A 20648-nucleotide genomic window follows, 5' to 3' on the forward strand; every position below is an offset into this window, starting at 1 on the left:
CCCGTAGGGCGGTCTGCGGCTGGTCTTTGGCAGGTCTGTGGATCAGTAACCCATACCCTTTTTCTTATCCAGTTCCGCCTGCGCGTCAGCAGGCAGGAACAGCTTCGACTCGGTCTTGATGACTTTAGGCGGCAGCGTGCCATCTTTTTTGAATTTCTCCAGGGCATCAAATGCCGGACCAGCCATGTTCGGTGTCAGCTCCACGTTGGCGTTGGCTTCCCCTGCCAGCATCGCTTTGTAGATATCCGGCACACCATCAATCGAGCCGGTCAGAATGTCTTTGCCTGGTTTCAGGCCGGCTTCTTTAATCGCCTGAATGGCACCGATCGCCATATCATCGTTATGCGCGTAAACCATGCAGATGTTTTTGCCGTTGTTCTCAGCCTTGATAAAGCTCTCCATCACCTCTTTACCCTTACTGCGCGTAAAGTCACCGGACTGCGAGCGGATCACTTTAATATTTGGATGGTTGCTGATCGCTTCAGCAAAGCCTTTCTTACGATCGATTGCCACGCTGGCACCGACAGTACCCTGCAGTTCCACCACGTTACACTGCTTGTCACCCACGGTTTTCACCAGCCAGTCGCCAATCAGTTTGCCTTCCAGCACGTTGTCCGCCGTCACTACGGCCTGATAGAGCGATTTGTCTTTCACCACGATGGCGCGGTCCAGCAGGTAAACCGGGATTTTGGCATCTTTGGCTTCTTCCAGAACCGGCTCCCAGCCGGTCTGTACGACTGGCGCGATGAAGATGGCATCAACGCCCTGCGCAATAAACGAACGTACTGCCTTGATCTGATTCTCTTGTTTCTGCTGCCCGTCGGCGATTTTCAGGGTGATTCCGCGTTTTTTGGCTTCGCTTTTCGCCACGCTGGTCTCTGCCGAACGCCAGCCAGATTCCGAACCTACCTGCGAGAAGCCGACCGTCATATCTGCAGCGAGCACCGGGCCGGTTAACGCGGCGCTGACCAGCGTGGTCAGAAGTAAACGTTTCCACATAGTTTTTAATCCTCTGAAAGGCGTTTGCTATTTAGGGTAGAGAGCCTGCTTAGACTGGACTAAAAAAGCGTGCATAATGGCGACACACTTCACAAATCAGAGCAATTTAAAGGAGTTACGTGCAGCCAGACGGGTTCGCTGGTCACAGCGTTATGGATAAAACGACTGAGTAATAAAACAATGTCCGTTAAATAATTGTAATAAACAGAATCGCTTATGCTTAACGCCACTGGAAACGATTACAGACAGGCGTACTAAATGGGTTATCCGGCCTGCGATGAACAAAAAATGGGATTTGTGATTGCCCGCACAGTCGTTTGCGCGTGCTGATTGGGCGCGAAACGTTTCTATGCGCGTGGTTTCAAAAGGATTATTTCTTCTGACCGGAAATTGTCAGAAAGGAGGCATTGATGCATTGGCTGGCCTGAAGGAATGCAAAATGATATTTAAAATACGCGTTCAACGATGTATTCCGGCATGCATTTGTGTGAGCTAATGCCATATTTACTATCATTGCGCGGGCAGGCTGGCACTGACTGCGATAAAAATAGCAGATTTGGACTTTTAATAGCTGATAAGGTGCTTTAGTCTGATTTTCGCCTTTTTTAACCGGCCCGATCTGGACAGCCCTGGCTTGCCCCCTATACTGAGCACTCCTTTGTACTTCTATCTGTTATGGCAATGATGACTGCGCACGATTACCTGCTTAAGTTCCGCAAAGTAAATAATTCAGACAGTCTGGAAAAGCTTTTCGATCACCTTAACTACTCCCTTACAAATGATATGGAAATCATCAATATGTATCGGGCTGCCGATCATCGTCGTGCCGAACTGGTTTCTGGCGGACGATTATATGATCTTGGCTGTGTCCCTAAAACGGTGTGGCGCTACGTGGTCTGATATCCGGCTGATTAATGGCTCTCTTTACCTCTGACCTTGTCCGGATGGGCGTGCCCCTCTGGACATGTTATTCTGCTGCGCTTCGACTCCCCGAGACAGGAATAACCACGATGAATGAACAGGTTGCTGCGCCGCGTATTGGTGGCTGGCTTTTGCTGCCGCTGGCCTGGCTGATAATGACCCTGTTAACCACCGTTCTGGTGCTGGCGATGTATCTGACCCCCCTCTTTAATCCGGAATGGCGTGTGGCGCTGTTTTCACACGGCAGCACCCTCCTTTCTTACTGGGCCATCTCGCTGCTTACCGCCGTGGCGGTCTGGGCCTACAGCCTCTGGATCAGCTGGCTTTTCTTTAAGCGCTCGCGCCGTTTGCCGCGCCACTATCTGCTCTGGCTGCTCATAACCGTGCTGCTGGCGCTGAAAACCTTTGCTTTTACGCCGGTTGCCGATAGCCGTGCTCTTCAGACGTTACTGCTGTCACTGCTCGCGGCGGCGGTATTTGCACCCTATTTCAAACGTTCAAAGCGGGTAAAAACCACCTTTATCGCGCCGTAACGCTGTGAGTTATGTCAGGAATTTAATTCTGAGTGCGGTCTGCCGCCTTGCGGGAGGCGCGGATATTGAGATACGCCGCGCTATCAATGATAATAAGCCGCTTTCCGGCTCCCAGGCGAAAAAATGACCGATTATCTGCTTCTCTTTGTTGGCACCGTGCTGGTGAATAACTTCGTCTTAGTGAAGTTTCTCGGCCTCTGTCCTTTTATGGGCGTTTCCAAAAAACTGGAAACGGCGATTGGCATGGGCCTCGCCACGACATTCGTGATTACGCTGGCCTCTATTTGCGCGTGGCTGGTCAACCACTTGATCCTGCTGCCGCTGGACCTGGTCTATCTGCGCACCATGGCCTATATCCTGGTGATCGCTGTCGTCGTGCAGTTCACCGAAATGGTGGTGCGTAAAACCAGCCCGTCGCTCTATCGCCTGCTGGGTATCTTCCTGCCGCTGATCACCACTAACTGTGCAGTGCTGGGCGTGCCTCTGCTGAGCGTTAACCTTAACCACACCTTTATGCAGGCCGCGCTGTATGGTTTCAGTGCCTCTATCGGCTTCTCGCTGGTCATGGTGCTGTTCGCGGGAATGCGTGAGCGACTGGTGCTGGCCAACGTGCCTGCGCCGTTCAAAGGCAACTCCATTGCCCTGATTACCGCAGGCCTGATGGCGCTGGCGTTTATGGGCTTCAGCGGTCTGGTGAAATTCTGATGACCGCGATCTGGATTGCTGTAGCTGTATTAAGCGCCCTGAGCCTGGTGTTTGGCGCCCTGCTGGGTTACGCCTCGCGCCGCTTTGAGGTCGAAGAAGATCCTATCGTTGAGCAGATTGATGCCATTCTGCCACAGAGCCAGTGTGGCCAGTGCGGCTATCCGGGCTGCCGACCCTATGCCGATGCGGTCGGCAACAACGGAGAAGCAATCAATAAATGCGCGCCGGGCGGGGAGCAGACCATGCTCAAGCTGGCTGCGCTGCTTAACGTTGAACCGCAGCCGATTGATGGCGATGAAACGGCGAAAGAGCCGGTGCGCACCGTGGCGTTTATCGATGAAGCCAACTGCATTGGCTGCACCAAATGTATTCAGGCCTGTCCGGTTGATGCGATTGTCGGCGCAACCCGCGCCATGCACACTGTGCTGAGCGATGTCTGCACCGGCTGCGATCTCTGTGTCGCGCCCTGCCCGACTGACTGTATTGAAATGCGTCCGGTCGCCACCACGCCAGCTAACTGGAAGTGGGATTTGAATACCATTCCTGTACGGGTGATCCCGGTAGAAACTCATGCTTAATCTGTTTAACTTCCTGAAAAAAGAGAAGGTCTGGGATTTTCAGGGCGGCATTCATCCGCCCGAAATGAAAACCCAGTCCAACGGCACGCCGCTCAGCGAACTGCCGTTGCCGCACCGTTTTATTATTCCGCTGAAACAGCACATCGGACATGAAGGTGAGATCTGCGTTGCGCCCGGCGACAAAGTGCTGCGCGGTCAGCCCCTGACCTTTGGTACCGGCCGTATGCTGCCGGTCCATGCACCCACCTCTGGCGTAATTGCGGATATCGGTCAGCATATGACCGCGCACCCTTCTGGTCTGTCCGAACTTTGCATCTTCCTGACGCCCGATGGTGAAGACCGCTGGATGCCGCTCGATCTGCTGCCAGACTACCGTCAGCATCCGCGCGCCGACATCGTGCAGCGAATTCATGATGCGGGCATCGCGGGGCTGGGCGGCGCGGGCTTCCCGACCGCCACCAAACTGAAAGGCGGCCTGCGCGGGGTTAAAACCCTGATTATTAATGCGGCGGAGTGTGAACCTTACATCACCGCTGACGATCGCCTGATGCAGGATTACGCCGCCGAAGTGCTGGAAGGCAGCCGCATTCTCGCCTGGGTGTTACAGGCTGAACGGGTACTGATTGGCATTGAAGATAATAAACCCGAAGCGATCGCCGCACTGAAACAGGCGCTGGGCAGCGAGCGCGATCTGCAAATCCGGGTGATCCCGACCAAATATCCTTCCGGCGGTGCCAAGCAGCTGACCCGCATTCTGACCGGCATGGAAGTGCCGCACGGCGGACGCTCAACCGATATCGGCGTGCTGATGCAGAACGTCGGTACCGCCTGGGCGGTTAAACGGGCCATCATCAATGGTGAACCGATCACCGAACGCGTCGTGACGCTGACCGGCGAGGCGATTGCCCAGCCGCGTAACGTCTGGAGTCGTCTTGGCACGCCAATCAGCCATCTGCTGCATCAGGTGGGTTTCACGCCTGCACCGCGTCAGATGGTGATTATGGGCGGTCCGCTGATGGGCTTTACCCTGCCATCGCTGGATGTGCCGGTGGTGAAGATTACCAACTGTATTCTTGCGCCCTCTGCCAGTGAGATGGGCAATAACGACGAAGAGCAGTCCTGCATTCGTTGCTCTGCCTGTGCCGATGCGTGTCCGGCTAAGCTGCTGCCGCAGCAGCTTTACTGGTACAGCCAGGGCGGCGATCACGATAAAGCGCGTGCACATCATATTGATGACTGCATCGAATGCGGTGCCTGCGCCTATGTCTGCCCGAGTAATATCCCGCTGGTGCAATATTACCGTCAGGAAAAAGCGGAACTGCGCGCCATCGATCTGGAAGCGAAACGCACGCTGGAGGCCAAAGCCCGCTTCGAAGCGCGTCAGGCGCGCCTGGAGCGTGAGAAGCAGGCCCGTGAAGCGCGTCATGAAGAGGCGAAACAGCGAGTTGCCCGCACCGATACCAGCGAACTGACCGCAGCCAAAGCGCGGGTGAAAGCCCGCCAGGCCGCTGAACCGGATGAAGCGTCGCTTGAAGCGCAGCGTGAGGCCCGCCATGCGCAGGCGCGTCTGCGTCAGGCAGAGGCGCAGGCTGAAACCCAGCCGGTGACGCGTCAGTCAGTCGATCCGCGTAAAGCGGCGGTTGAAGCGGCTATTGCTCGGGCAAAAGCGAAGAAAGTTTCACCGGCTGATACGGCTGCTGACGCCAGTGTCGATCCGCGCAAAGCCGCCGTCGAGGCCGCTGTAGCGCGCGCCAAAGCGAAGAAAGCGGCACAGGCTGAAGGCGCTGATGCGACGACGCGGGCTGTATCGGAGAGCGTTACAGAGGCCGCGTCGGACGCTGCCGCTGAAACCGACCCGCGTAAAGCCGCCGTTCAGGCGGCTATCGCCCGCGCCAAAGCGAAGAAAGCCGCGCAGGCAGAAGGCGCTGATGCGACGGCTCCGGCTGTATCGGAGAGCGTTACAGAGGCCGCGTCGGACGCCGCCGTAGAAACCGATCCGCGTAAAGCCGCGGTTCAGGCGGCTATCGCCCGCGCCAAAGCGAAGAAAGCCGCGCAGGCAGAAGGCGCTGATACGACGGCTCCGGCTGCTTCGGAGAGCGTTCCAGAAGCTGCGTCGGACGCTGCCGCTGAAACCGACCCGCGTAAAGCCGCCGTTCAGGCGGCTATCGCCCGCGCCAAAGCGAAGAAAGCCGCGCAGGCAGAAGGCGCTGATACGACGGCTCCGGCTGTATCGGAGAGCGTTCCAGAAGCCGCGTCGGACGCCGCCGTAGAAACCGATCCGCGTAAAGCCGCGGTTCAGGCGGCTATCGCCCGCGCCAAAGCGAAGAAAGCCGCGCAGGCAGAAGGCGCTGATGCGACGGCTCCGGCTGCTTCGGAGAGCGTTCCAGAAGCTGCGTCGGACGCTGCCGCTGAAACCGACCCGCGTAAAGCCGCGGTTCAGGCGGCTATCGCCCGCGCCAAAGCGAAGAAAGCCGCGCAGGCAGAAGGCGCTGATACGACGGCTCCGGCTGCTTCGGAGAGCGTTCCAGAAGCCGCGTCGGACGCCGCCGTAGAAACCGATCCGCGTAAAGCCGCGGTTCAGGCGGCTATCGCCCGCGCTAAAGCGAAGAAAGCGGCACAGGCTGAAAGTGCGGCGGATGCCGCGTCACGTGACGCCGCAGCGCTCGCCACCGCCGCACACTTTGCGGTAGAGAACGCGGAACAGGCGCAGGAGCAGGCAAATAACGCCAATGCTGAACCTGAACAGGCACCTGAACTGAATCAACCCGATGATGCGCGCAAGGCCGCTATTGCCGCCGCCATCGCCCGTGCCAAAGCGCGTAAAGCGCAGTCGTCTACGACGCTTGAGGATTAAATGGCTTTTCGTATCGCAAGTTCTCCCTATACCCATAACCGCCGAAGTACCGGCAACATCATGCTGCTGGTGGTGCTGGCGGCGGTGCCCGGTTTTGCTGCACAGTGTTATTTTTTTGGCTACGGCACCGTTTTACAGGTCTTACTGGCGACCCTTACCGCCTGGCTGACAGAGGCGGCGATCCTGCGTCTGCGTAAAGCACCGGTTGCCAGCACCCTGGCGGATAACTCGGCGTTGCTGACCGCCATCCTGATCGGTATCAGCCTGCCGCCGCTGGCACCCTGGTGGCTGGTGGTCATTGGTACCCTGTTTGCGGTGGTCATTGCCAAACAGCTCTATGGCGGACTGGGCCAGAACCCGTTTAACCCGGCGATGGTTGGCTATGTGGTGCTGCTGATCTCCTTCCCGGTGCAGATGACCAGCTGGTTGCCGCCTGACATGCTACAGGCGATTAAACCCGGACTGATGGACAGTCTGAGCATGGTGTTCCAGGGCCACACGGTGGCGGGTGACACCATGCAGCAGTTGCAGCTGGGTGTGGATGGCATCAGCCAGGCGACCCCGCTGGATACCTTTAAAACCGGCTTACGTGCCGGCCACAGTGCCGAACATCTGCTGGCGCAGCCGATTTACAGCGGCGTGCTGGCCGGGCTCGGCTGGCAGTGGGTGAACGTCGGTTACCTGGCGGGCGGCCTGTTCCTGCTGTGGAAGAGTGCGATTCGCTGGCATATTCCGGCCGCCATGCTGCTGTCACTGGCGTTCTGCGCCACACTGGGCTGGTTCTTCTCCCCGGAATCGCTGAACAGTCCGCTGATTCACCTTTTCTCCGGTGCCACCATGCTGGGCGCGTTCTTTATTGCCACCGACCCGGTGACCGCCTCAACGACTAACCGTGGCCGCCTGGTGTATGGCGCGCTGATTGGACTGCTGGTCTGGCTGATCCGCAGCTTTGGCGGCTATCCCGATGGCGTGGCGTTTGCGGTTCTGCTTGCCAACATCTGCGTGCCGCTCATCGATTACTACACCCAGCCGCGCGTTTACGGCCATCAGAAGGATTAAGCGATGCTGGAGACGATTCGTAAAAATGGCGTCACGCTGGCGATTTTCGCCGCGATTACCACGGCCGCTACCGCGGTGGTGAATACGGTCACCAAACCAACGGTGGAGCATCAGACCCAGTTACAGCAGAAAAGTTTGCTGGACCAGGTGGTGCCGGTTGAGCTGTATGACAACAACATTCAGCAGGATTGTTACGTTGTCACGGATGCAGCACTGGGCAACAATGCGCCGCATCATCTCTTCCTGGCACGTAAAGGGGGCCAGCCGGTCGCGGCTGCACTGGAGACAACCGCACCTGACGGCTATTCTGGTGCGATACAGATGCTGGTCGGTGCCGATTTCCAGGGTAAAGTACTGGGCGTGCGGGTGATTGAACACCATGAAACGCCTGGCCTTGGCGATAAGATCGAACTGCGCATCTCTGACTGGATCAACAGCTTTAATGGCAAAGTGGTGCAGGGTCCGGCGGATAAAGCTTTTGCAGTTAAAAAAGATGGCGGCGATTTCGATCAATTTACTGGCGCCACCATTACCCCACGCGCGGTGGTCAATGCGACGAAACGCACCGCGCTATTGATGAAAACGCTTCCGGAGAGACTCTCTTCGTTACCGGCATGTGGAGACACAAATGAGTGAAGCTAAAAGTCTGCTGGTTGGTGGATTGTGGAAGAATAACTCAGCACTGGTACAGTTGCTGGGCCTCTGCCCGCTGCTGGCGGTAACGGCGACGGCGACGAACGCGCTGGGTTTAGGTCTGGCTACCACGCTGGTGCTGACCCTGACCAACAGTTTCATTTCCGCCTCGCGCCGCTGGGTGCCGTCGGAAATCCGTATTCCGATTTATGTGATGATCATCGCTTCGGTGGTGAGCTGCGTGCAGATGCTGATTAACGCCTATGCCTACGGTCTCTATCAGTCGCTGGGAATTTTTATCCCGCTGATCGTGACCAACTGCATCGTGGTGGGCCGTGCTGAAGCCGTCGCCTCTAAAAGCAGCATCCCGCTCTCGGCGCTGGATGGCTTCGCCATCGGTATGGGCGCAACCTGCGCCATGGTGGTGCTGGGTTCGCTGCGCGAAATCATCGGCAGCGGCACGCTGTTTAACGGTGCCGACCAGTTGCTTGGCCCGTGGGCAAAATCGCTGCGTATCGAAGTGGTGCATTTCGACTCGCCGATGCTGCTGGCCATGCTGCCGCCTGGCGCGTTTATCGGCTTGGGCATGATGCTGGCGGCCAAGTACCTGATCGATCAGAAGATGAAACAGCGTGCAGCGCTGCGTGCTCAGGCGGCTGAAACCGCGGCCCCTCAGGGCGTAGCCGGGAAAGCGGTGTGAATCAGACCAAACGCACCGAAATCCTCCACCGGCTGCAGCAGAACAATCCGCATCCGACCACCGAGCTGAACTTCAGCACGCCGTTTGAGCTACTGATTGCGGTGCTGCTCTCGGCGCAGGCGACCGATGTCAGCGTGAACAAAGCCACCGCGAAGCTCTATCCGGTGGCGAATACGCCTGCCGCGATGCTGGCGCTGGGCGTGGATGGCGTAAAGGAATACATCAAAACCATCGGCCTGTTTAACAGCAAAGCGGAGAATGTGATTAAGACCTGCCGCATTCTGCTGGAGCAGCACAACGGCGAAGTGCCGGAAGATCGTGCAGCGCTGGAAGCCCTGCCCGGTGTTGGCCGTAAAACCGCCAATGTGGTGCTCAATACCGCCTTTGGCTGGCCGACGATCGCCGTTGATACCCATATTTTTCGCGTCAGCAATCGGACAAAATTTGCGCCGGGTAAGAATGTGGAAGAGGTCGAGCAGAAGCTGCTGAAGGTAGTTCCGGCAGCCTATAAGGTTGACTGTCACCACTGGCTGATACTGCACGGCCGCTACACCTGCGTGGCACGTAAACCGCGCTGCGGCGCCTGCCTGATTGAAGATCTCTGCGAGTACCCCGACAAAGTCGAGTGATTTGATAACTGACCCGCTGCGGCGGGTTTTTTATTATCTGCCTGTGCCCGCTGCATGACCTCTCCTGCGCGATCCGCCTTTTCACCACGCTTTCCGACGCGCCTGAATACCGGCACAGTTTGTCGGGTTGTTACATTGATGTTGATGATGGAAAATCGCCGCCCCTGATGATAAGAAAAAGTTATGACACGGTGAGTAACGTAATGAAGAAAAGCCCTTCTGCTGGAAGGCATCGTCTGCGCCTGCTTCTGGCACGCCTCTGGCCGCATCCGCTGGCAGTCAGTAAAAAACATGTGGTGATCGCCGGACTGGGTGCGGGCATTGGCCTGGTGCTGACCAGCCTGCTGAGCCACTGGATGCTGGGCGAGCTGAACCTCTGGTTTGTCGCCCCGGTTGGCGCATCAGCAGTCCTGCTCTTTGGTTTGCCTGCCAGTCCGCTGGCGCAGCCGTGGGCAATCGTCGGCGGCAACAGCCTGTCCGCGCTGGCAGGCGTCACTGTCAGCCAGCTGATTCCCGATCCGGCCATCGCCTGCGGTGTCGCGGCCTGTGTGGCGATCCTGCTGATGTTCCAGCTGCGCTGTCTGCATCCGCCCGGCGGCGCAGTGGCGCTGACCGCTATTCTGGGCGGGCCTTCAGTGCAGCAGCTGGGTTATCACTTTGTCCTGACGCCGATTCTGCTTAACTCACTGACGCTGGCTCTGCTGGCCCTGCTGTTAAATAATCTGGCCGGTCGTCGCTACCCCCATCCGCTGGCGCCTCAGGAAGTTAAACCCGAGCCGGTTGCCATGCCGGTCCCGCTCACGCGTGCCGATCTGCATCAGGCTTTACAGGGCGGCGAACTGCTGGATATTGACGAAGATGATTTGCAGGCGCTGCTGCTGCGCGCTGAAGAGATTGCGCAGCGCCGTCAGTTTAGCGGCTGAAGTCTGACCGCTGCTGGCGCATCCTGTACTGTCGGCATATTCCGCGTGGCCGACTGACACACACAACGTTGATCACTGCCACAGTTTTGCTCAGCCGCTTCGCCTCACCTTTCGAGTAACATCTTGATAACACAGCCACCCAGGCCGGACGCCCATCCGGTCCTGGGCGGATGCCCATAGAGCCCGCCTTTTCAGTACCCTACACTTTGCTCTTCTTTACGTTTCTCATGAGGAAGAACGATGGATAGCGCCTTATCCCCGCAGCACGATGAGCTGATCGCCTCCGCCATCAAAAAATTCTTCACCCATATCATCCCAATGCTGGTGGTGATGCTGATCATTAATCAGATCGACCGCGCCAACATTGGCTTTATTAAAGCCGAGCTGCGCACCGATGCCGGGATCAGCGCCGCCGCCTTTGGTCTGGGTGCGGGCCTCTTTTTCATTGGTTATGCGCTGTTTGAAGTGCCGAGCAATCTGATGATGAAGCGATTTGGCGCACGCGTCTGGCTGACACGCATCATGATTACCTGGGGATTCGTGGTGGTCCTGACCGGATTCGTCACCTCACCCATTCAATTTTACCTGCTGCGCTTCTTACTGGGCGTCGCCGAAGCGGGCTTCTTTCCCGGCGTGCTGTTCTATTTCCGTCAGTGGGTGCCCAATGCCTGGCGCGGCCGGGCCACTGCAATGGTCCTGAGCGCCACGGCTGGCGCCTTCCTCTTCTCCGGGCCGATCACAGGCGCTATCCTGATGATGCATAATTTTCTGGGAATAGCGGGCTGGAAATGGGTGATGTTTCTCGAAGGTGGTGCCTCGGTACTGATCGGGATCCTCGCCGCCTGGGTACTGGTGTCGCGTCCTGCTGATGCGCGCTGGCTGAGTGACGCGGAGAAACAGGCGCTGGTGCAGCAACTGGATAGTGAAGAGGCGCAGCGTGACGCGCTTAATCGTGAGCCGGGAAAAATGTCGCTGTTACGCAATCGCAGCCTGTTGTTCTTCTGCGCAATCTTCTTCACCATGACCATGACCGGTTACACGCTGGTGTTCTGGCTGCCGCAGATTATTCAGCGCATTCAGGGCTTCAGCAGTTTTGGTATCGGCATTCTCACCGCCGTGCCGTGGCTGTGCGCCATTATCGCCATCAACCTGCTGAGCCGCTTTTCAGATCGCCACCGTGACAGACTCGATAAAGCGCTGGGCGTCGCCATGCTGGTCGCGGCCTGCGGCACTTTTATGGCGACGTTAGGTTCCCCGTGGTTTGGCTTCCTGGCGATGATCGTGGCCTGCATCGGCTCAAAAGTCAGCGCCACCTTTTTCTGGCCGATGCCGCAGGGAGAACTGCCCGCCTCGATTGTCGCGCCGGGTATTGCGCTGGTGAATTCTGTTGGCAATCTTGGCGGTTTTTTCGCACCGACGGTGTTTGGCTATCTGGAGATGAAAACCGGCTCCACTACCGGCGGCCTCTATGCCCTGACCAGCGTCTCGCTGCTGACCGGGTTGTGGCTGCTGCTGCGCCGCAGGCCATCCCCGCCTTCCCTTGATCCTATGGAGAATCACCATGTCAGACAGTCCAGTCATTAAAACAATGCGTGTGGTGCCGGTCGCCGGGTATGACAGCATGCTGCTGAACATTGGTGGCGCGCATAACTGCTACTTTACCCGCATCCTGGTAATCCTGACCGATTCCGCTGGCCGTACCGGCGTTGGCGAAAGTCCCTGTCACGCTTCGACGCTGGCGCTGCTGGCACGTTTTCGACCGCAGATTGAGGGCAGCGAGCTGCTGCGGCTGAATGCGACGATCGCCACGCTGTTTGCGAGTGATGCACGACATCAGCAGACCGCGCATACCGATGACATCCACATTCCGCAGATGAACCCGGAGAAGTTCTACAACGCCACCGCAGCGATTGAAGCCGCGCTGCTTGATCTGATGGGCCAGCACCTGAATCTGCCGGTTGCCGAGTTACTTGCCAGCGGCAGGCAGCGCGATCGGGTGCCGGTGCTCGGCTATCTGTTCTATATCGCCGACCGCAACCTGACCAGTATGAACTATCAGGCAGGCCAGGCCGGCGGTGATGCCTGGCTGCAACTGCGCCATGAAAAAGCAATGGATGCGCAAGGCGTCGTGCGGCTGGCTGAGGCCGCAGCGGAACGCTATGGCTTCCGCGACTTCAAACTCAAGGGCGGCGTACACCACGGTGAAGTGGAGGTCGAGACGGTTAATGCCCTGCTGGCGCGTTTTCCGCAGGCTCGTGTCACGGTCGACCCTAACGCCAGCTGGTCGCTGGACGAAGCCATTTATTATGGTAAACAGCTGGCGGGCCGCATTCCCTATCTGGAAGATCCCTGTGGCGCAGAGCAGGGCTACTCCGGCCGGGAAACGCTGGCCGAGTTTAAACGGGCCACCGGTATTCCGGTCGCCACCAATATGATCGCCAATGACTGGCGACAGTTGCAGCATGCGTTACAGCTCAATGCTATTGATATTCCGCTGGCCGATCCGCACTTCTGGACGATGCGCAATGCGCATACCGTGGCACAGCTCTGTCAGGAGTGGGGGCTGACCACCGGCTGCCATTCAAACAACCATTTTGATGTCTCACTGGCGATGGTGGCGCATCTGGGGGCGGCTGCACCCGGCGATCGCCTGACGGCCTTTGATACACACTGGATCTGGCAGGATGGACAACAGCTGACGCAGCATGCGCCGCAGATTCGGGATGGGCATCTGGAACTGCCAGAGGGGCCAGGGCTGGGTATTACCCTGAATATGGAACGAGTCGAAGCGGCACATGCACTCTACAATTCGCTGCCGGATAAAAATCGTAACGATGCGCTGGGCATGCAGTTTCTGATTGATAACTGGTCGTTTAACGCCAAACGCCCGGCGTTGCTGCGCTGATGACGGCCATCCTGTGACAGTGTCACAGGATGGCCGCGTTTAACGTTGTGCCAGCGCCGCCTGCATCCAGGCAATGACCAGGGGAGACTCTTTCTCCTGTAGTGCCGCGCGCTCTGACTGGAACAGCGTCGCGACGAAGAAAGGATGATCTGGCAGCTCCACACCGCGTACGTCACCTGCTTCATCCCAGGCGGTAATACGCAGGGTGTTATCACCCAGCGCCGCACTGAATTCGGGGTTGACGCCAAAGTTACAGTGATAGCCTTCATCGCTTTCCAGCATGCCGTAGGCCGTAGCAATACCCGAACCAGGTTCGAATCTGACCGCGCCGCGCTGTTCCACCAGCGAGCAGCTCAGCGGGGCTATGACCATGCGCCCACCGGTGTCGGTTTCGGCATGACTGGCATCGTGCCAGCCCAGTACATTGCGTGCATACTCGATGACCGCATACTGGAATCCCCCGCAGGAGCCCAGGAAAGGCTTTCCACTTTCCCGCGCCCAGCGAATGGTATCAAAAACGGCCTCATCATTATGATAGGGACTGCCCGGCACCACCCAGACTGCGTCACTGCGCCTGAGATCGGATTCAGCGAGTTTTTCGCTGGCAACCCATTCAGCTTCAACCGCTATGTTCAGCCAGCGGGCAGCACGTTCAATAGCAAGAGGAATGGCCTGATGGGCAACCGCATCCGCGCGGTAGTCACCAGCCAGAGATAAGCGCAGGGGAGACGACATTGGAATGATCCTTTCCGGAGAAATGGAGAGGTTACAGGAATGTTAATTTCAAGTCGAGCGGCCTGACAGTCGCGTCATAATGCTGCCACTCAGTACAGGGAGCATCATGCCTTCATCACAGTCTGCTTCTCTTTTCTTCAGCGAAAACTTTTTTGCAGGTTTATGCTGCCGACAGGCTTTTTAGCTTTCCTGCGCAGCAACGCAATCGGTTTCTTCTTTTGCTTTCTGAATTAAATCGCTGGTTTGTGCTCTCGATCAGCAATTGTATGCTTTGCCGCCAGATGAGACACGTTAACGTTTACTTTTTCGTCACATTGCCTGAATAATGGCCTGAAACCTCCTGTAAATGCTGCTGATAAAATCTGCGGCAAACGTTTCATCTGAATTACTCTTCATTAGCAGTTAATGTTAAATTCATCCAGCGCCTCACTCGCATTCAGTTGATTTATACTGATATACTCTTTTCCATCAATATTAAAACCTGATCAACAGTTTGTTATAAGGTTTTTAACTCTGGATTATCAGCTCAGGCAGGTTGTCAGAAAATTCTTGCCCTGCCGCCCGTAATCAGCCAAATTAGTCGCCGCTTTTCCCTTCTAATAACAATCTCGCGCATGAAAAACTCACATGACGCGGACTTAATTGCTGTCCCGAAACAGGGTATGAAAAAACTGAGGTACATGTGTCAACTGCAAACAAACACACTGATGAGGCTGTCAGTCTCAATGCGTTTAAACAGCCGAAGGCGTTCTACTTAATCTTCTCGATTGAGTTATGGGAACGTTTTGGCTTCTATGGCCTGCAGGCCATTATGGCGGTTTACCTGGTGAAGCAACTGGGATTGTCTGAATCAGACTCCATCACCCTGTTCTCTTCATTCAGCGCGCTGGTTTATGGACTTGTCGCCATTGGCGGCTGGCTCGGCGATAAAGTGCTGGGCACCAAACGTGTGATTGTGCTGGGCGTGCTGGTGCTGGCGCTGGGTTATGCGCTGGTGGCATTCTCCGGTCATAACGTCAGCATCGTCTATATCGGTATGGCAACGATCGCCGTGGGCAGCGGCCTGTTCAAGGCGAACCCCTCTTCTCTGCTCTCCACCTGCTACGAAAAAGATGATCCGCGTATCGATGGTGCCTTCACCATGTTCTATATGTCGATCAACATCGGTTCACTGTTTTCGATGATGCTCACCCCGTGGTTAGCGGCGAAATATGGTTACAGCGTTGCCTTCTCACTGTGCGTTATCGGTCTGATCATCACCCTGTTTAACTTCCTGTTCTGCAAACGCATGGTCAAGGATTACGGTTCTAAGCCGGACTTTGCACCGTTGCAGGTTGGAAAACTGCTGATGACCCTGGTTGGCGTCGTGGTGCTAATCGCGCTGGCGAACTGGATGCTGCATCATCAGGTCATTGCACGCCTGGTGCTGGCGGTCATTGCGCTGGGTATCGTGCTGGTGTTTGCTAAAGAAGCCTTTGCACTGCAGGGCGCGGCGCGTCGTAAAATGATTGTGGCCTTCCTGCTGATGGTCGAAGCGATTCTCTTCTTCGTGCTCTACATGCAGATGCCAACGTCACTCAACTTCTTTGCTATCCGCAACGTTGAGCACACGATTCTCGGCATTACCTTTGCGCCCGAGCAGTTCCAGGCGCTGAACCCGTTCTGGATCATGCTGGCCAGTCCGCTGCTGGCGGCGCTCTACAACAAGCTGGGCGATAAGCTGCCTATGCCGCACAAGTTTGCCTTTGGTATGGTGCTCTGCTCCGCGGCGTTCCTGGTGCTGCCGGTGGGCGCGAAGTTCGCCAGCGATGCCGGTATCGTTTCTGTTAACTGGCTGATCCTGAGCTATGCATTGCAGAGTATCGGTGAGCTGATGATCTCCGGCCTCGGCCTGGCGATGGTGGCACAGCTGGTGCCTCAGCGTCTGATGGGCTTTATCATGGGCTCCTGGTTCCTGACCACCGCAGGCGCGGCGGTCATTGCCGGTAAAGTGGCCAACCTGATGGCGGTGCCGGAAAACGTTACCGATCCACTGATTTCGCTGGCGACCTACAGCCGCGTATTCCAGCAGATTGGTATCGTGACGGCGGTGATCGCCCTGCTGATGCTGATTACGGCGCCGATGCTGAACCGCATGGCGCAGGATCCTGACGCGAAAAAATAACGTGCAGGCGTCATCGCTGCCGTGATACGAATCAGCCGGGCTTTGCCCGGCTTTTTTTATTGCTGACCCTTTCCCCTCATCGATCCCTGATCCTTATCACTGGTAATTCCACCCTGAGCCTTTACTATGCTGTGATCCCATTGCAACAAGGAGTACATGGTCATGAAACTGTTTTGCAAAGCAGGAGCCTGCTCTCTTTCTCCCCATATTGTCATGCGCGAATGCGGTCTCGATTTCACTCAGGTGAACGTTGATCTGGCCACAAAACGCACTGAACGGGGCGATGATTTCCGCCAGATTAACCCTAAAGGTCAGGTGCCCGCGCTGCTGCTCAGCGACGGCACCGTGCTGACGGAAGGCGATGCCATTGTGCAGTACCTGGCAGATCTCAAGCCCGATCGTCATCTGCTGGCACCGGTCGGCAGCCTGACGCGTTATCACACCGTGGAGTGGCTCAGCTACATCGGCAGTGAGCTGCACAAAAGCTTCGGGCCGCTGTTTCGCCCGGGTTACTCCGATGAGGTGAAAGCGCAGACGCGCAGTCAGCTGGAAGCGAAATTCCGCTATGTCGATGCGTCACTGCGTGACAAACAGTGGCTGATGGGGCTGCATTTCAGCGTGGCGGATGCCTATCTGTTTGTGGTGACGCGCTGGGCAAAAGCGCTGGGACTGGATTTGTCCGGCTTTACGGCGCTGGAGGCGTGGTTTGATCGTGTTGCGGAACGTCCTGCGGTGCAGGCGGCGCTGAAAGCGGAAGGCTTAGCCTGAGTGAACAGGGCCGGTCAACCGGCCCTGATGCATTACAGCTTTTCTGCCGTGAAGTGCTGGGTTGGACTGGCGATGGCATCCTGGGCCGCCACCAGCTGCAGCTCATACTCGCCCATTTGATGGGTTTTCAGCATCACCTCATAGACCGCCGCAGTGACGTGCTCCAGCGCATCCTGCAATGATTTGCCGTGCAGCAGATTCACCAGCAGCAGACCGCTGGTAAGATCGCCTACGCCGACCGGCTGACGCACACCGAAATCGACCAGCGGACGGCTGATGTGCCAGGCGTCTTCCGCCGTCACCAGCAGCATCTCAAAGCGATCGCTGCGACGACCGGCGCGCGCCAGATGCTTCACCAGCACCACGCGTGGTCCCTGGGCAATCAGCGCCCGCGCAGCGTCGACTGCCGCGTCGACGTCGGTGACAGTGCGTTCGCTCAGCATCTCCAGCTCAAGCAGGTTCGGGGCGATGATGTCGCTGGCCGGCATCGCCATTTTACAGTGAAACTCCGCCACGCCGGGTGCCACGATGCAGCCTTTCTCGGGATGACCCATCACCGGATCGCAGAAGTACCAGGCATCTGGATTAGCCGCTTTGACCTGCTGAACAATCTGCAGAATCTGCTCACCCTGCTCTGCCGAACCCAGATAGCCGCTCAGCACCGCGTCGCAGGTCTTCAGACGGTCAATATCTGCGATGCCTTTAACGATGTCAGTTAAATGCGTGGCAGGCATCACCGTGCCGGTCCAGTGACCATATTGCGTATGGTTGGAAAACTGCACGGTGTTCAGCGGCCAGACGTTTGCTCCCAGACGGCGCATCGGAAACTCAGCCGCCGCATTACCGGCGTGACCAAAAACAACATGCGACTGAATCGCTAAAATATTTTTCACTTGTTTGCCCTGTCCTGCCTTGCCATAAAAAAGGGCCGGAAACCGGCCCTGAAATCTTACTGCCAGTTAATCAGGCAGTAATGTTTCTTACCGCGACGCAGCAGCGTAAAGCGGTTAAACAGTTTGTCGCTGTCGCTGAAGCGGTATTCCGCGTCAGACTGCTTTTCACCATTCAGAGAAACGGCATTGGAGCCGATCATGGTGCGTGCCTGACCGCGAGACGGCACCAGCTCGGCTTTCACCAGCGCCTGCTGCAGATCGTCGTCAGCGCCCAGTACGATAGTGGGCATACCATCCTGCGCCAGCTGTTCAAAATCGGCTTCGGTCATGTCGCTCACGGAGCCAGAGAAGAGGCTGGCCGTGATGCGTTTTGCCGCCGACAGACCCGCTTCGCCATGCACCAGACGCGTTACCAGCTCAGCCAGCACATACTGCGCACGTGGCGCGGTGCCGCTGTTTTTGTCCTCCTCTTCCAGCGCGTTAATCTCTTCAATGCTCAGGAAGGTGAAGAACTTCAGGAAGCGATAGACATCGGCGTCAGCGGTGTTGATCCAGAACTGATAGAACTTGTACGGGCTGGTTTTCTTCGCATCGAGCCAGACTGCGCCGCCTTCCGTTTTACCGAATTTGGTGCCGTCAGACTTGGTGATCAGCGGAACGGTCAGACCAAAGACCTGGTTCTGATGCAGACGACGGGTCAGGTCGATACCGGAGGTGATGTTACCCCACTGATCGGAACCGCCAATCTGCAACGATACGCCGTGACGCTCGTTCAGGCAGGCGAAATCATAGCCCTGCAGCAGATTGTAAGAGAATTCGGTAAAGGAGATGCCCTGATCGTCACGGTTCAGACGCTGCTTCACCGCTTCTTTATTGATCATCTGGTTAACGGAGAAGTGTTTACCGATGTCACGCAGGAAGGTCAGCACGTTCATGCTGCCAAACCAGTCGTAGTTGTTGGCGGCGATTGCGCTGTTGCTGCCGCAATCGAAGTCGAGGAATGGCGCCACCTGCTGGCGGATCTTCTCAACCCATTCGTTGACGGTGTCGCTGGTATTAAGTTTACGCTCTGCGGCTTTGAAGCTCGGGTCGCCAATCAGGCCGGTTGCACCCCCGACCAGCGCCACCGGCTGATGGCCGGCATCCTGAAAACGCTTCAGGCAGAGCAGCGGTACCAGATGGCCCAAATGCAAGCTGTCAGCAGTGGGGTCAAAGCCGCAATAGAGCGAAATTGGCCCCTGCGCCAGTTTCTCTGTTAACGCGTCTTCATCCGTCACCTGGGCGATAAGGCCCCTCTCCTGCAATTGTTGTATCAGGTTACTGCTGGTCATTACTGACTCCAAATTGATCAGACTGCACCTATGCTGGTACACAGCTTTCCGCTGAGTTGCGGAATCGAAAAAAATGAGGGCTATAGCATAAAGCGCTGACGCCTTCTGTGCCAGCGCTGATAGGGGGAAATCATGCAGATTCAGGGTGCCAGACGGTCGATTTTCCAGCCATCGCGATCGCGCTGATAGATGAAACGATCGTGCAGGCGATGTTCGCCGCCCTGCCAGAACTCCACTGTGTGAAATTTCACGCGGTATCCACCCCAGAAGCTGGGCAGCGGCACATCACCCTGCTGGAACTTCTGTTTCAGTTCCAGAAACTTCCCTTCCAGAATGCCACGGGCCGAAATACGGCTCGACTGCTTCGACACCCAGGCTCCAATCTGACTGTCGCGCGGGCGGCTGTGGAAATATTTCAGCACCTCCAGCGGCGACAGTTTCTCCACTTCGCCCAGCACCATCACCTGACGCTCCAGGTAGTGCCACGGGAAGTGCAGGGAGATACGTGGATTGTGCGCCAGCTGCAGCGCCTTGCGGCTGCCAAGATTGGTGTAAAACACCATGCCCTGCGCATCGAAGTGCTTCAGCAGCACGATACGCTGCCACGGCTGGCCCTGCTCATCCACGGTGGCCACGGTCATTGCCGTGGGATCGGGCAGTTTTGCTTCACACGCCTGGCTCAGCCACTGTTCAAACAGCGTAATCGGATCATCCGGCAGATCCTTACGACGCAATCCGCCGCGGGTATATTCACGCCGCAGATGGGCAATGGTGTGTAGCGTTTCGCTGTCGCTCATAATGCTCGCCTATTCAGATAAAGAGTCAGCTGGCAGGTTGCAGCTCACAATCGTTCACGACGATTTTATCGTTACGTTCGATAAATGCGCCGTTTCCTTTGGACCAGAACACATAGGTGTTGTCGCTGTAGCGTGCGCCGGAAGCCGATACCGTCTGCTTCAGCGTCAGGGGCTGGCCATCCATGATGAAGCTCACCTGCTCGTTCGCCTCATCCAGTGTCACGGTCAGGGGCAGGGTTCCACAGCGATAATGCAGGGTCTGCGGCAACGGTGGCTGTTTATGCATCAGACTACAGCCCGACAGCAACAGCACCGCGGCAACGGTCAATCCTTTCAACATAAGCGGGTCTCCTTCACGAGTGAAGCTGGCATTATAAGAAGGATTTTGCGCGAAGTAAGTGGGAATCCGCGCCAATCTGGTGGATGCTGTCATGCCGCCTGAATTATTCCGCATTTTCAGGCGGTTGTCTGAATGCACAGGCCGCGTTCTCAGGCTACGCTCTATAGATCTTAAGCGAGGA

20 protein-coding genes are annotated in these 20648 nt (G+C 56.9%); 14 read left to right on the forward strand and 6 right to left on the reverse strand.

The features are described 5' to 3' along the window. Positions 1 to 42: 42 nt before the first annotated feature. On the reverse strand, positions 43 to 999 hold the full coding sequence (gene ytfQ / locus ACTJKZ_RS05540; protein ID WP_150009958.1) for a galactofuranose ABC transporter, galactofuranose-binding protein YtfQ: 957 nt from the start codon (positions 997 to 999) through the stop codon (positions 43 to 45). Positions 1000 to 1683: 684 nt separating this feature from the next. On the opposite strand from ytfQ, the gene ydgT reads away from it, so the two are divergent. The 12 genes from ydgT to ACTJKZ_RS05600 all read left to right on the forward strand — a co-directional run bounded on the left by ydgT (position 1684) and on the right by ACTJKZ_RS05600 (position 13439). After that, positions 1684 to 1899 (forward strand): transcription modulator YdgT, encoded by a 216-nt coding sequence (gene ydgT, locus ACTJKZ_RS05545; protein WP_033782999.1) that lies wholly within the window; start codon positions 1684 to 1686, stop codon positions 1897 to 1899. A 110-nt stretch (positions 1900 to 2009) separates the two neighbouring features. Next, complete coding sequence (locus tag ACTJKZ_RS05550) at positions 2010 to 2453, forward strand: DUF2569 domain-containing protein (protein WP_161732458.1); 444 nt, start codon at positions 2010 to 2012, stop codon at positions 2451 to 2453. Between the two features lie 123 nt (positions 2454 to 2576). Continuing rightward, the gene (gene rsxA, locus ACTJKZ_RS05555) at positions 2577 to 3158 is read left to right on the forward strand and encodes an electron transport complex subunit RsxA (protein ID WP_003853423.1); all 582 of its coding nucleotides are present in this window, start codon (positions 2577 to 2579) and stop codon (positions 3156 to 3158) included. Then, positions 3158 to 3736: an electron transport complex subunit RsxB gene (gene rsxB, locus ACTJKZ_RS05560; protein WP_010245386.1), complete on the forward strand. Its 579-nt coding sequence runs from the start codon at positions 3158 to 3160 to the stop codon at positions 3734 to 3736. The genes rsxA and rsxB overlap by 1 nt, the downstream gene beginning before the upstream one ends. Next, positions 3729 to 6590: an electron transport complex subunit RsxC gene (gene rsxC, locus ACTJKZ_RS05565; protein WP_440829351.1), complete on the forward strand. Its 2862-nt coding sequence runs from the start codon at positions 3729 to 3731 to the stop codon at positions 6588 to 6590. The genes rsxB and rsxC overlap by 8 nt, the downstream gene beginning before the upstream one ends. Continuing rightward, on the forward strand, positions 6591 to 7649 hold the full coding sequence (gene rsxD / locus ACTJKZ_RS05570; RefSeq protein ID WP_222924080.1) for an electron transport complex subunit RsxD: 1059 nt from the start codon (positions 6591 to 6593) through the stop codon (positions 7647 to 7649). A gap of 3 nt (positions 7650 to 7652) precedes the next feature. Further along, positions 7653 to 8285, forward strand: coding sequence for an electron transport complex subunit RsxG (gene rsxG, locus ACTJKZ_RS05575; protein ID WP_161732464.1), 633 nt, complete (start codon positions 7653 to 7655; stop codon positions 8283 to 8285). Then, positions 8278 to 8982 (forward strand): electron transport complex subunit E, encoded by a 705-nt coding sequence (locus ACTJKZ_RS05580; RefSeq protein ID WP_161732466.1) that lies wholly within the window; start codon positions 8278 to 8280, stop codon positions 8980 to 8982. Before rsxG ends, ACTJKZ_RS05580 begins: the two co-directional genes overlap by 8 nt. Further along, positions 8979 to 9611, forward strand: a complete 633-nt coding sequence (gene nth, locus ACTJKZ_RS05585; RefSeq protein WP_161732468.1) for an endonuclease III — start codon at positions 8979 to 8981, stop codon at positions 9609 to 9611. Before ACTJKZ_RS05580 ends, nth begins: the two co-directional genes overlap by 4 nt. A gap of 203 nt (positions 9612 to 9814) precedes the next feature. Continuing rightward, entirely contained in the window at positions 9815 to 10534 is a 720-nt protein-coding gene (locus ACTJKZ_RS05590) for an HPP family protein (protein ID WP_161732470.1), read from the forward strand. Between the two features lie 240 nt (positions 10535 to 10774). Further along, positions 10775 to 12118, forward strand: a complete 1344-nt coding sequence (locus tag ACTJKZ_RS05595) for an MFS transporter (protein WP_161732472.1) — start codon at positions 10775 to 10777, stop codon at positions 12116 to 12118. Next, entirely contained in the window at positions 12096 to 13439 is a 1344-nt protein-coding gene (locus ACTJKZ_RS05600) for an enolase C-terminal domain-like protein (protein WP_161732474.1), read from the forward strand. Before ACTJKZ_RS05595 ends, ACTJKZ_RS05600 begins: the two co-directional genes overlap by 23 nt. Before the next feature lie 39 nt (positions 13440 to 13478). Here the strand turns inward: ACTJKZ_RS05600 and ACTJKZ_RS05605 are convergent, their stop codons facing one another. Then, entirely contained in the window at positions 13479 to 14174 is a 696-nt protein-coding gene (locus tag ACTJKZ_RS05605) for a CTP synthase C-terminal region-related (seleno)protein (protein WP_161732476.1), read from the reverse strand. 682 nt (positions 14175 to 14856) lie between these two features. On the opposite strand from ACTJKZ_RS05605, the gene dtpA reads away from it, so the two are divergent. Further along, positions 14857 to 16338 carry a dipeptide/tripeptide permease DtpA gene (gene dtpA, locus ACTJKZ_RS05610; RefSeq protein WP_253421800.1) on the forward strand — a complete coding sequence of 494 codons (1482 nt, stop codon included), beginning with the start codon at positions 14857 to 14859 and terminating at the stop codon, positions 16336 to 16338. Between the two features lie 162 nt (positions 16339 to 16500). After that, positions 16501 to 17106, forward strand: a complete 606-nt coding sequence (gstA, locus tag ACTJKZ_RS05615; RefSeq protein WP_440829352.1) for a glutathione transferase GstA — start codon at positions 16501 to 16503, stop codon at positions 17104 to 17106. 32 nt (positions 17107 to 17138) lie between these two features. Here gstA and pdxY read toward each other — a convergent pair whose 3' ends face one another. From pdxY to ACTJKZ_RS05635, 4 genes are all read right to left on the reverse strand, one after another. Beyond that, positions 17139 to 17999, reverse strand: a complete 861-nt coding sequence (pdxY, locus tag ACTJKZ_RS05620; protein WP_161732483.1) for a pyridoxal kinase PdxY — start codon at positions 17997 to 17999, stop codon at positions 17139 to 17141. A gap of 56 nt (positions 18000 to 18055) precedes the next feature. After that, complete coding sequence (gene tyrS / locus ACTJKZ_RS05625) at positions 18056 to 19330, reverse strand: tyrosine--tRNA ligase (protein WP_161732485.1); 1275 nt, start codon at positions 19328 to 19330, stop codon at positions 18056 to 18058. A 140-nt stretch (positions 19331 to 19470) separates the two neighbouring features. Then, complete coding sequence (gene pdxH / locus ACTJKZ_RS05630; RefSeq protein WP_260058135.1) at positions 19471 to 20127, reverse strand: pyridoxamine 5'-phosphate oxidase; 657 nt, start codon at positions 20125 to 20127, stop codon at positions 19471 to 19473. Positions 20128 to 20152: 25 nt separating this feature from the next. Next, entirely contained in the window at positions 20153 to 20467 is a 315-nt protein-coding gene (locus ACTJKZ_RS05635; RefSeq protein WP_161732489.1) for an MliC family protein, read from the reverse strand. Positions 20468 to 20648 lie beyond the last annotated feature (181 nt).

Source organism: Pantoea sp. 22096 (assembly GCF_052045955.1).
In the GTDB taxonomy this organism is placed as follows: domain Bacteria; phylum Pseudomonadota; class Gammaproteobacteria; order Enterobacterales; family Enterobacteriaceae; genus Pantoea; species Pantoea alfalfae.

Coding starts and splice junctions, on each gene's coding strand:
- gstA (WP_440829352.1), top strand. CDS start 16,501: ATGAAACTGTTTTGCAAAGCAGGAGCCTGCTCTCTTTCTCCCCATATT.
- rsxB (WP_010245386.1), top strand. CDS start 3,158: ATGACCGCGATCTGGATTGCTGTAGCTGTATTAAGCGCCCTGAGCCTG.
- ACTJKZ_RS05550 (WP_161732458.1), top strand. CDS start 2,010: ATGAATGAACAGGTTGCTGCGCCGCGTATTGGTGGCTGGCTTTTGCTG.
- ydgT (WP_033782999.1), top strand. CDS start 1,684: ATGACTGCGCACGATTACCTGCTTAAGTTCCGCAAAGTAAATAATTCA.
- tyrS (WP_161732485.1), bottom strand. CDS start 19,330: ATGACCAGCAGTAACCTGATACAACAATTGCAGGAGAGGGGCCTTATC.
- rsxD (WP_222924080.1), top strand. CDS start 6,591: ATGGCTTTTCGTATCGCAAGTTCTCCCTATACCCATAACCGCCGAAGT.
- rsxA (WP_003853423.1), top strand. CDS start 2,577: ATGACCGATTATCTGCTTCTCTTTGTTGGCACCGTGCTGGTGAATAAC.
- pdxH (WP_260058135.1), bottom strand. CDS start 20,127: ATGAGCGACAGCGAAACGCTACACACCATTGCCCATCTGCGGCGTGAA.
- ACTJKZ_RS05595 (WP_161732472.1), top strand. CDS start 10,775: ATGGATAGCGCCTTATCCCCGCAGCACGATGAGCTGATCGCCTCCGCC.
- ACTJKZ_RS05590 (WP_161732470.1), top strand. CDS start 9,815: ATGAAGAAAAGCCCTTCTGCTGGAAGGCATCGTCTGCGCCTGCTTCTG.
- ACTJKZ_RS05580 (WP_161732466.1), top strand. CDS start 8,278: ATGAGTGAAGCTAAAAGTCTGCTGGTTGGTGGATTGTGGAAGAATAAC.
- rsxG (WP_161732464.1), top strand. CDS start 7,653: ATGCTGGAGACGATTCGTAAAAATGGCGTCACGCTGGCGATTTTCGCC.
- ACTJKZ_RS05605 (WP_161732476.1), bottom strand. CDS start 14,174: ATGTCGTCTCCCCTGCGCTTATCTCTGGCTGGTGACTACCGCGCGGAT.
- rsxC (WP_440829351.1), top strand. CDS start 3,729: ATGCTTAATCTGTTTAACTTCCTGAAAAAAGAGAAGGTCTGGGATTTT.
- ytfQ (WP_150009958.1), bottom strand. CDS start 999: ATGTGGAAACGTTTACTTCTGACCACGCTGGTCAGCGCCGCGTTAACC.
- ACTJKZ_RS05635 (WP_161732489.1), bottom strand. CDS start 20,467: ATGTTGAAAGGATTGACCGTTGCCGCGGTGCTGTTGCTGTCGGGCTGT.
- ACTJKZ_RS05600 (WP_161732474.1), top strand. CDS start 12,096: ATGTCAGACAGTCCAGTCATTAAAACAATGCGTGTGGTGCCGGTCGCC.